The organism is Bacillus sp. JS, from assembly GCF_000259365.1.
In the GTDB taxonomy this organism is placed as follows: Bacteria; Bacillota; Bacilli; order Bacillales; family Bacillaceae; genus Bacillus; species Bacillus stercoris.
Genome location: NC_017743.1, coordinates 493,258 through 507,877 on the forward strand (window position 1 = coordinate 493,258; position 14,620 = coordinate 507,877).

Genomic DNA, 14,620 nt, shown 5'->3' on the forward strand with positions numbered 1-14,620 from the left:
GGCAATGACATTCGTAAAGACCTGAAAGGAGAAGCTGATGAACAAAAAGAAGCTCTCAATCCGTTGGAAAATCACGATCTTATCCTATATCCTCGTCATTTTCTCCTTTTTGATCGGCGGCATTGTGCTCATCGGCAACATTCAGCATACAGAGGAGCGGGAGCTGAAAAAGCGGCTGATGAATACGGCCCGGACGGTGTCAGAGATGACAGAAGTGAAAGAAGCTTTGACGCAAAAAAAACGAACAGAAGCGGTTCGCCATGCGGTTGAAGAAATCAGGATGATTAATGAAGCAGACTATATTGTCGTCATGGATATGAATCACATTCGATATACGCATCCTGTCAGCACTAGCATTGGCAAGAAATCAGAGGGAGCAGACGAGGAGGCGGCGTTTGCGGAGCACATTTATTTCTCTGAAGCAAAGGGCGAGATCGGCACGGCGGTTCGCGCTTTTTATCCGGTTAAGGATCACGACCTCAACCAAATTGGCGTGGTGCTTGTCGGAAAAACACTGCCGGGGATTGCTGACATCCTGCTTCATTTAAAGCGTGATATCGCATTCATCGTTGTGCTGACACTCGGCTTCGGACTTGCGGGTTCCTTTTTGCTTGCCCGTCATATCAAAAAACAAATGTTTCAGCTTGAGCCACATGAGATTGTCCGAATGTATGAAGAGCGGACGGCGACGTTTCACTCGATGAATGAAGGGGTGATCGCCATTGACAACCGTCTCATCATTACGATTTTCAATGAAAAAGCGAAACAGATCTTTGAAGTGCAGGGGGATCTGATCGGCAAGGTGATCTGGGAGGTTCTCAAGGATTCGCGCCTGCCCGAAATCGTGGAGCGAAACAAAGCGGTTTATAATGAAGAAATTCGTGTCAGCGGTAAGGTCATCATGAGCAGCAGAATTCCGATCGTCATGAAGAAAAAAGTGATCGGCGCCGTCGCGATTTTTCAGGACAGAACGGAAGCAGCCAAGATGGCAGAGGAATTGACTGGTGTCAGAAACTTTGTGGAGGCGCTCCGTGTCCAAAATCATGAGCATATGAATAAGCTGCACACGATCGCCGGTCTCATCCAGCTGGGGAAATCTGAAAAAGCCTTGCAGCTTGCATTCCAGGCATCAACTGAGCAGGAAAATGTGACTGAATTTTTGCACCGCTCGATTCAAAATGACGCTGCGGCCGGCCTTCTATTAAGTAAAATCAGAAGGGGAAGGGAGCTCGGCATTGCTGTTCATATAGATGAAAACAGCAGTCTTCAGCAATTTCCCGAGCATGTTGATCAGCATGATATCGTCGTGCTTTTGGGGAATCTGATTGAAAATGCCTTCGGTTCTTTTGAAACCGTTCAATCTGATGACAAACGAATTGACATTAGTATCGAACAAACGGATGATATCCTTGCTATTTTAATAGAAGATAACGGCTGCGGGATTGAACAGGCACATATGCCGCACCTTTATGACAAAGGTTTTACGGTCAATAAAACAGGCGGCACAGGCTATGGCCTGTATTTAGTGAAACAAATCATAGACAAAGGATCGGGTACGATAGAAGTTGATTCACATGCGGGGCAGGGGACATCTTTTTCTATCGTTTTTCCAATGAAGGGGGAGGAAGCACAGCATGGCTCGTAAAGAATGGAAGGTTCTGCTCATTGAAGACGATCCGATGGTTCAAGAGGTCAATAAGGATTTTATTACAACTGTTAAAGGCTTTACTGTCTGTGCAACAGCAGGAAACGGAGAGGAAGGCATTAAGCTGATTAAAGAAGAACAGCCTGATCTCGTCATTCTCGATGTGTACATGCCGAAAAAAGACGGCATCAAGACTTTGCAGGAGATCAGAAAGCAAAAGCTTGAAGTGGATGTCATTGTCGTCTCCGCTGCAAAAGACAAGGAAACGATCTCACTTATGCTGCAAAACGGGGCGGCTGACTATATCTTAAAGCCGTTTAAGCTTGAGCGAATGAGACAGGCGCTCGAAAAGTACAAGCAATATAAACAAAAAATCGAAGCGAATGATACGCTGTCCCAGGAACAGCTCGATGCGATCCTGAATATTCCGCAGCAGGCCGTACAGGATCTGCCGAAAGGGTTGAATCACTTCACGATGAATGAAGTCACTGCATTTTTGAAACAGCAAACCGCATCCCTTTCTGCGGAAGAGGTCGCCAAGGCGCTCGGCATCGCCAGAGTGACAGCCAGACGATATCTTGATTACTTAGAAAAAAACGGGATCATCAAATTGGACGTTCAATATGGCGGAGTCGGCCGGCCGGTCAACCGCTACGTGTTAAAAGGATAAACCTGAGACCAAAAAGACCAAAATGTCCGTTATGATCATAAACTTCCCCAGACCATATGAAAACGCTATCATTCTAGTAAGAAAGACACAAAGGCGAATAGGACAGGGGGATGAAGGATATGAAACTGTTTAAAAATTTAACAGTTCAGGTCATAACCGCGGTCATCATCGGGGTCATTGTCGGGCTGGTCTGGCCGGATGTCGGCAAAGAAATGAAACCGCTTGGCGATACATTTATCAACGCTGTTAAAATGGTGATCGCACCAATCATTTTCTTCACAATCGTTCTCGGGATTGCAAAAATGGGCGATATGAAGAAGGTTGGAAAAGTAGGGGGAAAAGCGTTTATCTATTTCGAGGTTGTCACCACCCTCGCACTCATTATCGGTTTATTTGTCGTCAACATCATGAAGCCGGGTGCGGGTCTTGATTACAGCAAGCTTGAAAAGGGAGATGTATCACAATACACGCAAAATGGCGGTCAGGGAATCGACTGGATTGAATTTGTGACACACATTGTTCCGTCCAACATGGTTGATGCCTTCGCAAAAGGGGACATTTTGCAGGTCTTATTCTTTTCTATTCTTTTCGGAGTCGGTCTTGCGGCATTAGGTGAAAAAGGGAAAAGCGTCATTGATTTCTTCGACAAGGTTTCTCACGTCTTTTTCAAAATCATCGGCTACATTATGCGAGCCGCGCCAATCGGGGCATTCGGGGCGATGGCGTATACGATCGGGCACTTCGGGCTCGATTCCATCAAACCGCTGGCAAGCTTAATGATGTCTGTTTATATTACGATGTTCCTGTTCGTATTTGTTGCTTTAAATATCATCTGCAAGCTTTACGGATTCAGCCTGTGGAATTACCTGCGCTTCATTAAAGATGAGCTTCTGATCGTGCTTGGCACAAGCTCTTCCGAATCGGTGCTTCCGCGTATGATGGATAAAATGGAGCGCTACGGCTGTTCCAAATCCGTTGTCGGGCTTGTGATTCCGACGGGCTATTCGTTTAACCTCGACGGCACATCCATTTATTTATCTATGGCGACGGTCTTTTTGGCACAGGTGTTTGGAGTAGACCTCAGCATCGGCCAGCAAATTACGATTATCCTCGTTCTGATGCTGACATCGAAGGGAGCGGCAGGTGTGACGGGGAGTGGATTTATCGTCCTTGCCTCAACGCTGTCAGCGCTTCAGGTCATTCCGCTGGAGGGGCTTGCACTCCTGCTTGGTGTCGACCGTTTCATGAGTGAAGGAAGAGCCATTGTGAACCTGATCGGAAACGGAATCGCCACGATCATTGTTGCAAAAAGCGAAAATGAATTTGATGAAGCAAAAAGCGTAGAGGCTGTTGAAGGCATGAAAAAAATGAAAACAGCAGTTTGAAAAAAGAACGGCCCATTCATGGGCCGTTTTTTTAATTGTTTAAGAATTATTAAGGTAAGGACAGAGACCTCAGCATTTTTTTGTTATATAATTTACAAATGGATACTATATTGAATGAAGGACGTTTGTCCTAACAGGAGTGTATAAATGGCCGCTTTAGTTAAATTTTTTCAGCACCCGGGAGTAAGACGTTTCTCCATCTTTGTCGTGTTAACTGGTGTGTTATATCTATTTAAGAGCATGATCAACTTAATATTGCTTACCTTCATTTTCACGTTTTTAATGGATCGTTTGGAGCTTGTCGTGCGGCAGTTTGTAAGCCAGTTCTTCCGCGTGAGCCAGCGGGTTGTCATTACGTTTCTTTACATGCTGCTTGCTGTGCTGCTAACAGTCGGAGGTTTTGTATTTTATCCGGTCGTCGCGGCGCAGATCCAGCAGCTGGTTAAGCAGATTAAACATATTGCGTATCACCCTGACAGCATCCCTTTCTTTGATGAGATCACCAGTGTTTTCGGAGATATCAACATCAGTTCATATGTCAAAGAGGGCTTCAATGTAGTGTATACGTATCTGGCCGATATCAGCACATTCGGTTTGCAGGTCGTGATGGCGCTTATCCTCAGCATGTTTTTCTTATTTGAGAAAAAACGCCTTTCTGAATTCATGGCGAAATTTAAAACGAGCAAACTGAGGGTCTTTTATGAGGAAATTGCTTTTTTCGGAAGCAAATTTGCCAGAACGTTCGGCAAGGTGCTTGAGGCACAATTTATCATTGCGCTCGTCAATTGTATTCTGACGTTTATCGCGCTTTGGATTATGCACTTCCCGCAGCTGTTTGGGCTGTCTATTATGGTGTTCTTCCTTGGATTGATCCCTGTGGCAGGCGTCGTCATTTCCCTGATTCCGCTCAGCATTATCGCCTACAGCACTGGCGGCGGAATGTATGTGCTTTACATTGTGCTTGTCATATTCGCCATTCATGCGATCGAAACCTATTTCTTAAATCCAAAGCTGATGTCTGCGAAAACAGAGCTGCCAATCTTTTTCACCTTCACAGTACTCATTTTCTCTGAACATTTTTTCGGCATTTGGGGCTTAATTATCGGGATTCCGATCTTTGTATTTCTCCTTGATATTCTTGATGTCACCAACAAGGAGGATCGACCTAAAAGATCCAGAGAAAAAAGTAACAAAAAATAGTTTACAAAATTGGATCTTTTCTGTATAAATAAAATAGATCATATAATAGTAAGCCACACGCTTAATCCTATAACAAGGAGTGGGGGACCCGATCTTTTGGGGTTAATTTTTCATCTGAAAAACGGACATCTCTTCGTCCGAACCCGTCAGCTAACCTCATCAGCGTGAAGAGAGAGTCCTGTGGTTTGATTGTATAGCCAAAGCCCGCGGGAGTCTCTCGCGGGCTTTTTTCAAAAGAGGGAGGAATGCGGATGAAGCTGGCTACAAAGATTATCATTGCATTGGTGCTGGGTGCTGTGACGGGGATTATTCTTAACGTAACATCACCTGAATTATTTGAAAATTTAAATAAGTTTGTATTTGGTCCTCTAGGCACCATCTTTTTAAACCTCATTAAAATGCTTGTCGTTCCGATTGTCTTTTTCTCACTGACGCTGGGAGTAGCCGGGTTGGGCGATCCTAAGAAGCTTGGCAGAATCGGTGTGAAAGCCATTTCTTATTTTCTCATCACGACTGCAGTCGCTATTACGATTGCCATTATTTTAGCTCTTGTCATCAAACCGGGAGAGTTCGGAACGTATGATACTTCATCTGCCGAATTTACTGCTGAAAAAGCCCCAAGCATTGCAGACACTCTGTTAAACATTATTCCGACCAACCCTGTTCAAGCGATGACGGAAGGAAATATGCTGCAAATTATTGCTTTTGCCATTTTTGTCGGACTAGGGATTACAATGCTCGGAAAAAAAGCGGATATGCTTCTCAAAGTCGTTGAACAAGGAAATGAATTGATGATGTACTTGGTGAATCTTGTCATGAAGTTCGCTCCGTATGGTACATTCGGTCTGATTGCGACAGCTATCGGAAGCCAAGGATTCAGTGCAATGAAAGCGATGGGATTGTACATGGTTGTGGTAACCGTTGCATTGCTGATACATGCAGTCGTTACCTACGGATCTACAGTAGCGCTTTTAGCCAGAAGAAATCCGATCACGTTCTTTAAAGATTTCTCAGAGGTTATGGTTGTGGCGTTCAGTACCTCCAGCAGCAATGCGACACTCCCGGTATCTATGGATGTGGCTCAGAAAAAATTAAAAGTGCCTGAGCCAATCAGCAGCTTCGTCCAGCCGCTCGGTGCGACAATTAATATGGACGGAACAGCCATCATGCAAGGGGTAGCCACCGTTTTCATCGCGCAGGTGTTCGGGCATGATCTGACATTCACGCAGCTGCTGATGGTAATCCTGACAGCTGTGCTGGCAAGTGTCGGAACCGCTGGTGTTCCGGGAGTCGGTTTGATTATGCTAGCCATGGTGCTTCAATCTGTCGGCCTGCCTGTCGAGGGAATCGGATTGATTCTTGGAATTGACCGCTTGCTTGATATGCTCCGTACAGTGGTGAACACAACAGGTGACGCGGCCTGCGCTGTCATCATTACAGAAACCGAAAAGAATAAGCAGACTGAGCAAGCGCCGACTCTATCGGTTTAACCAAACATTTGGAAGCAACAAATGCTATAATACAAACAGTGCCTAATTTTGGGCACTGTTTATTTTTGGTTGAAAAAGGAGGAAGGCTTTATGGCTGAGCCGATTTTACATATTGAAGGCCTCGATAAAAAGATTGGGTCTAAAGCGATTTTAAAACAGATCAGCATGGACGTCATGGAGGGTGAAATCATCGGTCTGCTCGGTCCGAATGGTTCCGGAAAAACAACACTTATCCGTATCATCGTCGGGCTGCTGAAACAAAACAGCGGAAGCGTGACAATCAGCGGATTCCAGCATGATACAGAGTTTGAAAAAGCGATGGAAGCGGTTGGAGCGATCGTCGAGAACCCTGAGTTCTATCCGTACCTGACAGGCTGGGAAAACCTCAAGCACTTTGCGAATATGCACAGGAAAATAACGGATGAACGGCTTGATGAAGTGGTGGAACGTGTCGGGCTGACGTCAGCCATTCATGATAAAGTGAAAACCTATTCTCTTGGAATGCGGCAGCGTCTGGGAATAGCTCAGGCAATTCTTCACCGGCCGAAGCTTCTCATTCTAGATGAACCGACAAACGGCCTCGATCCTGCGGGGATGAAGGATTTTCGCGATCATATTAAGGAGCTCGCAGAAGTGGAAGGAACAGCAGTCCTGTTCGCCACTCATTTATTGCGCGAGGTTGAAGATCTGTGCGACCGTGTCATCATCATTCAAAAGGGTGAGATCAAAGCGGAAGTCAGCTTACAAGGAACTGATCAAACCACAGAAAAAGCGATTATAGAAGTGCAGCCGCAAGAAAAAGCGCTCAATTGGCTGACAGGTAATCAATATCAAGCTGAGCGCCAAGCTGGGACGATTGTAGTTGAGGTAGCAAAAGAAAACATTCCGGAGCTGAACCGATCACTTGTTGGACAAGGTCTGAATGTATTCTCCATTACGCCTTACACGCAATCACTGGAAGACGAATTTATAAAAGCGACGACTGCTCATCAAGAGGAGGGAGAAGAGCTTGTCTAAATTAATTTGGAATGAACATATGAAACTTTTTAATCGGAAGGTCACTTTGGTTTCTCTGATCCTGATGGCTGTCTTTCAATTTTTTATGGCATTGATCATTAAACGGATTGTCGTCAGTGCCGGGACAGATGAAAACTTCATCGGTTATTTATCGTATACACCGAGCCTGAACATTTTGCTGCAGGCCTTAACGATCGTGATTGCTGCGACAATTATTTCGATGGAATTTGATAAAAAGACGATCAAATTTCTGCTCATTCGGCCGGTTAAACGCCAAAAGGTTTTTTGGTCAAAATTAATCACAGTCGTAATGGTCAGCTTTTATTTGTATGTGGCATACTACATTTTGGCTTTATTATTCGGTCTCGTGTTTTTTGGCACATCCGTGACCTCTGAATCACAGACATTGCTGATCAACACCTTGGCGCTGATCGGATCAAACTGGCTTGAAGCCGTGATGATGGGATTATTCGGCCTGCTTTGTTCTTCGCTGTTCCGAAATAGCGCGGTAGCAGTTGTTGTTTCCTTTGTCGTTTTATACGGAGCGAGTACACTTGTTCAGCTCATGAAGTTGTTTGAAAACAAGTGGGGAAGCTTTTTGCTTTTTGCGAACACTGACTTTACACAATACAGAAGCGGAGAGACAGCGTTGTTTTCAGGCATGACGCCATTGTTTTCAATTGGGATTCTCATCATACACGCGATATTCTTCATCGTCGTTGGCTGGTGGTGCTTCTGTAAACGGGATGTTCGGGTCTAAAGGCAAGGAATGACATTTTTGTGAAAAAGCTCACGTAAATCAATATCATTTGATATTTTGGTTTATACTAAAGGTACTGACGGAGGTGTCTCGATTGAGGAACTTTATTACCGCTTTACCGATCGTATTGCTGCTTGGATTCTCATTTGTGTCATTCATGTTTCAGTTTGAACATCTTGTTTATTTCAGGCTCGCGCTAGGGTTGTTTTCTCTCGTGGGGCTGTACATGATATATAAAATGAAGACGGGCATTCGCTATTTTATCATCTATCTGTATGCCAGCTGGATTGTGTTGGCTGCAGTGACCGCTTTTGAAGAGCCGATTTTCTCAAGCTTTTTCTTTGGCGGCCTGGTGATGACAATGGGTTACCTGACATATATGCTGATTTATCTCGGCATGAAACAAGACCGGGATGCAAATCCTGTGTAATCGCGCTGTTCCCTAGGGGAACGGCGTGTTTTTCTATACTGGACAAAAAGATTAACAGTTGCGGAAAAATGGCAGGAAATCTATAATACATATTAAATTTATCGGAATTAAAACTTGGGGGGCTGCCGGATGTCATTATTTATACAAAACGATCAACAGCGGCAATGGATGGAGAAAATCGGACGGATTGCGGATGAATTTCAGCAAACTGCTGCTGAAGATGACGAACAGGGACGTTTTCCTGTGGAGAAAATACAAAAACTGCGTGATGCTGGCTATACGGCATTAACATTGCCAGCTTCTCATGGCGGAGGGGGCATTTCTGTTTACGAAATGCTCTTGTTTCAAGAACGGCTTGCACGGGGAGATGCTCCTGCGGCTCTTAGCATCGGCTGGCATTTGAGCGTAATCGGGGAGCTTGGAGAAGGAAACAGCTGGGATGAAGACGTATTTGCATTTGTTGCCAAGGAAGTCCAAAACGGAGCCGTCATTAACAGGGCGGCGACTGAAGCGAAAACCGGAAGCCCGACGAGAGGAGGGCGTCCGGGTACAAACGCCGTCAAAAAGGATGGCAAATGGGCAGTGAATGGAAGAAAAACCTTTACGACGATGTCACAAGCACTGGATTATTTTTTAGTAACCGCATGGATTGAAGACAAACAAACAACAGGCGTGTTTCTCATTCATAAAGATGATCCCGGTTTGTCGATTGAAGAAACGTGGGATATGCTGGCGATGCGGGCGACAGGGAGCCATGATCTTGTACTGAACGAAGTCATGCTTGAAGAGAATAAGCTGGTTGAATTGCTTCAAGGGCCTCGTGGAGCTAAGCCGAATGGCTGGCTGCTTCACATTCCGGCGATTTATCTTGGTGTGGCACAAGCTGCGCGTGACTATGCAGTGCAATTTGCCTCTGAGTATTCTCCAAACAGTTTGAAGGGACCGATCAAGAATGTCCCGGCCGTACAGCAAAGGACAGGTGAAATGGAGCTTGAACTGCTTAATGCCAGACACTTTCTTTTCCATATCGCTCAATTATATGACGATCCGGAACGGCGTCCACACTTGACAAGCGAGCTCGGTGCAGCGAAACATATCGTCACAAACGCTGCGCTGTCTGTTGTTGATAAAGCGATGAGAATTGTCGGAGCCAAAAGCCTTGAACGAACCAACCCGCTTCAGCGCTATTACCGTGATGTGCGTGCCGGTCTCCATAACCCGCCGATGGATGACGCCGTGATACACACCCTGGCAGCAGAAGCGTTTGAGTCATAAAAAAAAGAGCCTTTTCGGCTCTTTTTATGTATTGTTTTGCTCTTGCAGATTTTTTTGATGCTTGCGGTCGATCCTGTCATAAATAACATTCATCAGCTTTGGATTGCCCATAATCGCCTCTTTGTTTTCCTGGATCAGCTGTTGGTAAGTTTTTATTTTACGCTTCGGCATGCTCCGGCGCCCTCCTGACATGTTTGTATTCACTTTCTAACTCCGTCAGCGACAATTCATACAGATGACGCTTTGACTTTTTGTATATACCATTCTGTATTAACAGATGAATGAGCTGTTTTTTTCTGATTTCTGCAGACTGAGGTGTCATTGTGTCACCAACCTCCAATCAAACGATATTGATAATCATTATCAATTAACTTCAGTATACAATGCCCGCAATAGCCTGTAAAGGTGAAAACAGTCCTATTCTTTGCCAATTTACAAACATTCAACAAATCGACAAAAAGTTTCCCGGGCAATATTTGCTGTCGAAATGTCCCGCTTCATTGAACGCAGTTCTGCTATTTTTCATGTTTTGAACCATACTATGTAATAGAATGGAGGCTGGTATACAATGGAGCGGACAGAAAATCTGAAAAAGGGAGAAAAAGGGGCGCTCCTCAATATTTTTGCATATGTCATCCTTGCTGTTGTGAAGCTAGTCATTGGGATTCTATATCATTCTGAAGCGCTGAGAGCAGACGGGTTAAATAATGGAACAGATATTGTTGCGTCCTTAGCGGTGTTCATAGGATTGCGGATTTCCCAAAGGCCAGCTGACAGCGATCATCCGTACGGCCATTATCGGGCTGAAACAATTTCGTCTCTTATTGCGTCTTTTATTATGATGGCAGTCGGCATTGAAGTGTTAATCGGCGGAGGAAAAGCGATTGCGGGAGGCACAACGGAAACGCCCAATCTTATCGCGGCATGGACGGCGTTAGGCAGTGCTGTGTTTATGTATGGCATCTATGTATATAACAAAAGGCTGGCAGCGTCCATTAAAAGCTCTGCCCTGATGGCAGCGGCAAAGGACAGCAGGTCAGACGCTTTTGTAAGTGCCGGCGCGTTTATCGGTGTTTTTTCGTCCCAGCTGCAGCTGCCGTGGATTGATCCGGTAACGGCTTTTATCATCGGCATCATCATTTGCAAAACGGCGTGGGATATCTTTAAAGACGCTTCACATTCTTTAACAGACGGCTTCCATTTAAAAGATCTTGAGCCTTACAGACAGACCGTCGCGAGGATCGGAAATGTGCATCGCTTAAAGGATGTGAAAGCGAGGTATTTAGGCAGCACAGTTCATATCGAAATGGTCATTACGGTTGATCCGAAGCTTACAGTAGAAGAAGGTCATGGAGTGGCTGATGAAGTAGAAGACAAAATAAAACATGAACACGATGTCACTCATGTTCATGTTCATGTAGAGCCCGACGACATAAAATAAGGCTGTTTAACGAATTAGCTTATATGTTCAGATAAAAATTCAGTCACTTCTTCAGGCGTTTTGGCATTGGCGCTGTGAAGGTGAGCTGTTTTTTCACCGTTTTTGAAGATAAGCAGGCTGGGAATGCCCATCACTTGGTATTTTTCAGCCAAGTCAGGAAGCTCGTCCTTATTCAGCTCATACCAGTCGTTTTGATTATATTCTTCCAAAATATCGCCGATGAACATATTCATGCGTGTGCAGTCTGGGCACCAATCAGCATAAAACTTTACAATGATTTCTTTATCAGATTGAATCAGTTCATTAAATTGTTCGTTCGTTGTGATTTTTTTCATATGTCACATCTCCTTTTCAATGCCATTTTAATATAAAATAAAAAGGAATTACATACAAATGCATTCAACATCAGCATGCCCAAAAATAATTAGATCATTTTCTTGTGAAAGTGATAAGATAGTAAAGATGAATTGTAGTGGGGGGAGTATCCATTGAAAACAAGTCTAGGATTAGTGTACGGAGGAAAGTCGGCAGAACATAATGTTTCCCTGCAGACAGCTCTGGCTGTAATCAAAGCGCTAAATACTGAGAAGTTTGATATACATCCGATTTATATAACAGAAAAAGGCGAATGGGTAAGAGGTGCCCGTTTAACTGAGCCTGTTTCAAACGTGAAAATGCTTCAATTTGAGCAAGGTGGCAGTGCTTTTTCTCCAGCTGCCCTGAACCAGGAGATGTTTCCGCAGGAAGCGTCACAGCAAAATGAAGCAATCGACGTCGTATTCCCGCTCCTCCACGGACCGAACGGAGAAGACGGTACGATCCAAGGGATGCTAGAGCTCTTGAACATTCCTTATGTCGGAAACGGAGTGCTTGCTTCCTCAGCAGGCATGGACAAAGTCGTCATGAAACATTTATTCGCGCAGGCCGGCCTTGCTCAAGCTAAATACGCAGCTTTCCTTAAGAAGGATTGGACTCGTTCTCCGAAAGAATGCTGTGAGCAGGTTGAACAGGAACTAGGCTACCCTTGCTTCGTAAAACCGGCAAACCTTGGTTCAAGTGTCGGAATCAGCAAATGCCGAAACCGTGAAGAACTGCAAAAAGCGTTTGAGCTTGCTTTCCAATATGACCGCAAAGTCGTCGTCGAAGAAGGCATCAACGGCCGCGAGATCGAAATCGGCGTTCTTGGAAATGACGATCCTAAATGCTCTGTTGTGGGAGAAATCGCACCGAAGACGGATTTCTACGATTACAAAGCGAAATATGAGGATGGAGATACTGATCTGATGATTCCGGCGATTGTCACCGAAGAGGAATACGCAACAATCAGTGATATGGCGATCAAAGCGTTTAAAGCGATCGATGGTTCAGGACTCGTCAGAGCGGACTTTTTCCTGACAGCTGACGGCGAAGTTCTGATCAATGAAGTCAACACAATGCCTGGCTTTACACCTTTCAGCATGTTCCCGCTGCTCTGGAAAGAAGCCGGAGTGGAGTACGCTGACCTGATTGAACAGCTTGTGGAGCTTGCAAAAGAACGCCACGCTGAAAAACAATTGATCAAGCATACATTCTAATGAAGAAGGACACTGCCGGTAAAAGGGCAGTGTTTTTTCCCGTATATACAAAAGAAAGAGAGGGACCTCACTTGATTAAGAGAACAGTAAAAAACATTGCTGAAATGGTCAATGGCACATTGACAAATCCGAAATATGAACAAACAGTCATTCATGGAGTGGCAACCGATACAAGAAAACTGGAACAACATCAGCTTTTCATTCCGCTGAAAGGGGAACGTTTTGACGGCCACACTTTTGTGGAGCAGGCTTTTGAAGCCGGTGTAGCGGCCGTTCTTTGGGATCGGTCAGAGCCAAATCCGCCTGAGAATCACGCCGTCATTTTAGTGGATGATACCCTTACCGCACTTCAGCAGCTTGCAAAAGCCTATTTGCAGGAGCTTGGCACGCGTGTCATCGGAGTAACCGGAAGCAACGGCAAAACGACAACGAAAGATATGATTCACGCCGTCCTGGGAACCCGGTACCGTGTCCACAAAACAGGAGGAAACTTCAATAATCACATCGGTATGCCGCTGACGGTTTTAGCGATGCCTGAAAATACGGAGATCGCCGTATTGGAGATGGGAATGAGCGCCAAAGGAGAAATTGACCTCTTGAGCCGGCTGGCAAACCCGGATGCGGCAGTGATTACGAATATCGGCGAATCGCATATGCAAGACCTTGGCTCTAGAGAGGGTATCGCGGAGGCGAAGCTTGAAATCATTAACGGGCTTAAAGAAGATGGAGTGCTGATTTATATCGGGGACGAACCGCTCCTTCAAAATGCATACAGCTGCCGGACGAAAACGTACGGGATGGGAGCGCATAATGATTATCAGCTTCAGGATGTCAGCCAGAGTGAGGAAGGCACCCATTTTACAATCAAAGGGATGGAAACATCGTTTTTTATTCCGATACTCGGCAAGCACAATGTGATGAACGCCATGGCTGCAATTGCTGCTGGGGCTTATTTTGGCATCACGCCTGAGGATGCGGCGACGGGACTGAGCGGCCTAAAGGTAACCGGTATGAGACTTGAACTCATCAAAACAGACAGCGGCCTCTCGATAATCAATGACGCTTATAATGCGAGTCCGACCTCCATGAAAGCTGCGATTCAATTGACAGAAAGTCTTGAAGGCTATGGCAAAAAAATGCTCGTGCTCGGCGATATGCTTGAACTCGGCGATCTGGAAGAAACGTTCCATCAAGAGTGCGGCGCTGTGATCAGCCCTGAGAAAATTGACCGCGTTTTTACGTACGGAAAACTGGGAGCTTTTATCGCGGAAGGCGCACTGAAACACTTTGAGAAAGACCGTGTCAGCCACTACACTGAGAAAAAAGATCTCCTCCAAGCTGTGAAGGAAAACGCATCAAAAGGCGATTTGATTTTATTCAAAGCGTCCAGAGGTATGAAGCTTGAAGAAATCGTTAAAGATTTAATAGAGAGCCCGCTTTCATAAGAAAATAATTTACGAAAAAAATCATATTACATCATAAAATCATTCGATGTGCAAACACTAATGTATGCCGGCCGGAAATTATGTATATCTGGCCGGCTGCGGCTATGATACAATATATATAGGTTATTTCGCGATACGAACATATTCGTCCGGCCTTTTCATCCGCTGACCCGAAGTTCTCCGCCGGACAAATGGGAGCGGATGGAGCAACAGCCGGCATATTCGAGAAGCCGATCTGCTTCTCATCTTATTGAAAAACAAATAGTGTAATGGTAAGATAAAACTTAA

At 45.1% G+C, this 14,620-nt stretch carries 15 protein-coding genes and 1 riboswitch; of the genes, 12 read left to right on the plus strand and 3 right to left on the minus strand.

Annotated elements, in window-relative coordinates; all coding sequences use genetic code 11:
- Nucleotides 1-37: 37 nt before the first annotated feature.
- The 9 genes from dctS to MY9_RS02550 all read left to right on the plus strand — a co-directional run bounded on the left by dctS (nt 38) and on the right by MY9_RS02550 (nt 9,872).
- The gene (gene dctS, locus MY9_RS02510; protein ID WP_014662837.1) at nt 38-1,645 is read left to right on the plus strand and encodes a two-component system sensor histidine kinase DctS; all 1,608 of its coding nucleotides are present in this window, start codon (nt 38-40) and stop codon (nt 1,643-1,645) included.
- Nucleotides 1,635-2,315, plus strand: a complete 681-nt coding sequence (gene dctR / locus MY9_RS02515) for a two-component system response regulator DctR (RefSeq protein ID WP_014662838.1) — start codon at nt 1,635-1,637, stop codon at nt 2,313-2,315. Before dctS ends, dctR begins: the two co-directional genes overlap by 11 nt.
- A gap of 119 nt (nt 2,316-2,434) precedes the next feature.
- Entirely contained in the window at nt 2,435-3,700 is a 1,266-nt protein-coding gene (gene dctP / locus MY9_RS02520; RefSeq protein WP_014475862.1) for a C4-dicarboxylate transporter DctP, read from the plus strand.
- Nucleotides 3,701-3,847: 147 nt separating this feature from the next.
- Nucleotides 3,848-4,900, plus strand: a complete 1,053-nt coding sequence (locus MY9_RS02525; protein WP_014662839.1) for an AI-2E family transporter — start codon at nt 3,848-3,850, stop codon at nt 4,898-4,900.
- Between the two features lie 48 nt (nt 4,901-4,948).
- Nucleotides 4,949-5,079: riboswitch (cyclic di-AMP (ydaO/yuaA leader) on the plus strand.
- A gap of 72 nt (nt 5,080-5,151) precedes the next feature.
- Nucleotides 5,152-6,390, plus strand: coding sequence for a dicarboxylate/amino acid:cation symporter (locus MY9_RS02530; protein ID WP_041521244.1), 1,239 nt, complete (start codon nt 5,152-5,154; stop codon nt 6,388-6,390).
- Nucleotides 6,391-6,480: 90 nt separating this feature from the next.
- Nucleotides 6,481-7,407, plus strand: a complete 927-nt coding sequence (locus tag MY9_RS02535; protein ID WP_014662841.1) for an ABC transporter ATP-binding protein — start codon at nt 6,481-6,483, stop codon at nt 7,405-7,407.
- A gap of 19 nt (nt 7,408-7,426) precedes the next feature.
- Nucleotides 7,427-8,167 carry an ABC transporter permease gene (locus MY9_RS02540; RefSeq protein WP_231560786.1) on the plus strand — a complete coding sequence of 247 codons (741 nt, stop codon included), beginning with the start codon at nt 7,427-7,429 and terminating at the stop codon, nt 8,165-8,167.
- Nucleotides 8,168-8,261: 94 nt separating this feature from the next.
- The gene (locus tag MY9_RS02545; protein ID WP_003225151.1) at nt 8,262-8,597 is read left to right on the plus strand and encodes a hypothetical protein; all 336 of its coding nucleotides are present in this window, start codon (nt 8,262-8,264) and stop codon (nt 8,595-8,597) included.
- A 129-nt stretch (nt 8,598-8,726) separates the two neighbouring features.
- Nucleotides 8,727-9,872, plus strand: a complete 1,146-nt coding sequence (locus MY9_RS02550) for an acyl-CoA dehydrogenase family protein (RefSeq protein ID WP_014662843.1) — start codon at nt 8,727-8,729, stop codon at nt 9,870-9,872.
- A 24-nt stretch (nt 9,873-9,896) separates the two neighbouring features.
- Here MY9_RS02550 and fbpB read toward each other — a convergent pair whose 3' ends face one another.
- Both fbpB and MY9_RS02560 read right to left on the minus strand, forming a co-directional pair.
- Complete coding sequence (gene fbpB, locus MY9_RS02555) at nt 9,897-10,076, minus strand: Fur-regulated basic protein FbpB (protein WP_080478162.1); 180 nt, start codon at nt 10,074-10,076, stop codon at nt 9,897-9,899.
- On the minus strand, nt 10,030-10,194 hold the full coding sequence (locus tag MY9_RS02560) for a Fur-regulated basic protein FbpA (RefSeq protein WP_003225157.1): 165 nt from the start codon (nt 10,192-10,194) through the stop codon (nt 10,030-10,032). The genes fbpB and MY9_RS02560 overlap by 47 nt, the downstream gene beginning before the upstream one ends.
- Before the next feature lie 246 nt (nt 10,195-10,440).
- On the opposite strand from MY9_RS02560, the gene MY9_RS02565 reads away from it, so the two are divergent.
- The gene (locus tag MY9_RS02565) at nt 10,441-11,313 is read left to right on the plus strand and encodes a cation diffusion facilitator family transporter (RefSeq protein WP_014662844.1); all 873 of its coding nucleotides are present in this window, start codon (nt 10,441-10,443) and stop codon (nt 11,311-11,313) included.
- Between the two features lie 14 nt (nt 11,314-11,327).
- Here MY9_RS02565 and MY9_RS02570 read toward each other — a convergent pair whose 3' ends face one another.
- A complete protein-coding gene (locus MY9_RS02570; RefSeq protein ID WP_003234326.1) occupies nt 11,328-11,648 on the minus strand; it encodes a thioredoxin family protein in 321 nt (106 codons plus the stop codon).
- A 153-nt stretch (nt 11,649-11,801) separates the two neighbouring features.
- On the opposite strand from MY9_RS02570, the gene MY9_RS02575 reads away from it, so the two are divergent.
- Nucleotides 11,802-12,887 carry a D-alanine--D-alanine ligase gene (locus tag MY9_RS02575; RefSeq protein WP_014662845.1) on the plus strand — a complete coding sequence of 362 codons (1,086 nt, stop codon included), beginning with the start codon at nt 11,802-11,804 and terminating at the stop codon, nt 12,885-12,887.
- A 71-nt stretch (nt 12,888-12,958) separates the two neighbouring features.
- Entirely contained in the window at nt 12,959-14,332 is a 1,374-nt protein-coding gene (locus MY9_RS02580) for a UDP-N-acetylmuramoyl-tripeptide--D-alanyl-D-alanine ligase (protein ID WP_041521474.1), read from the plus strand.
- Nucleotides 14,333-14,620 lie beyond the last annotated feature (288 nt).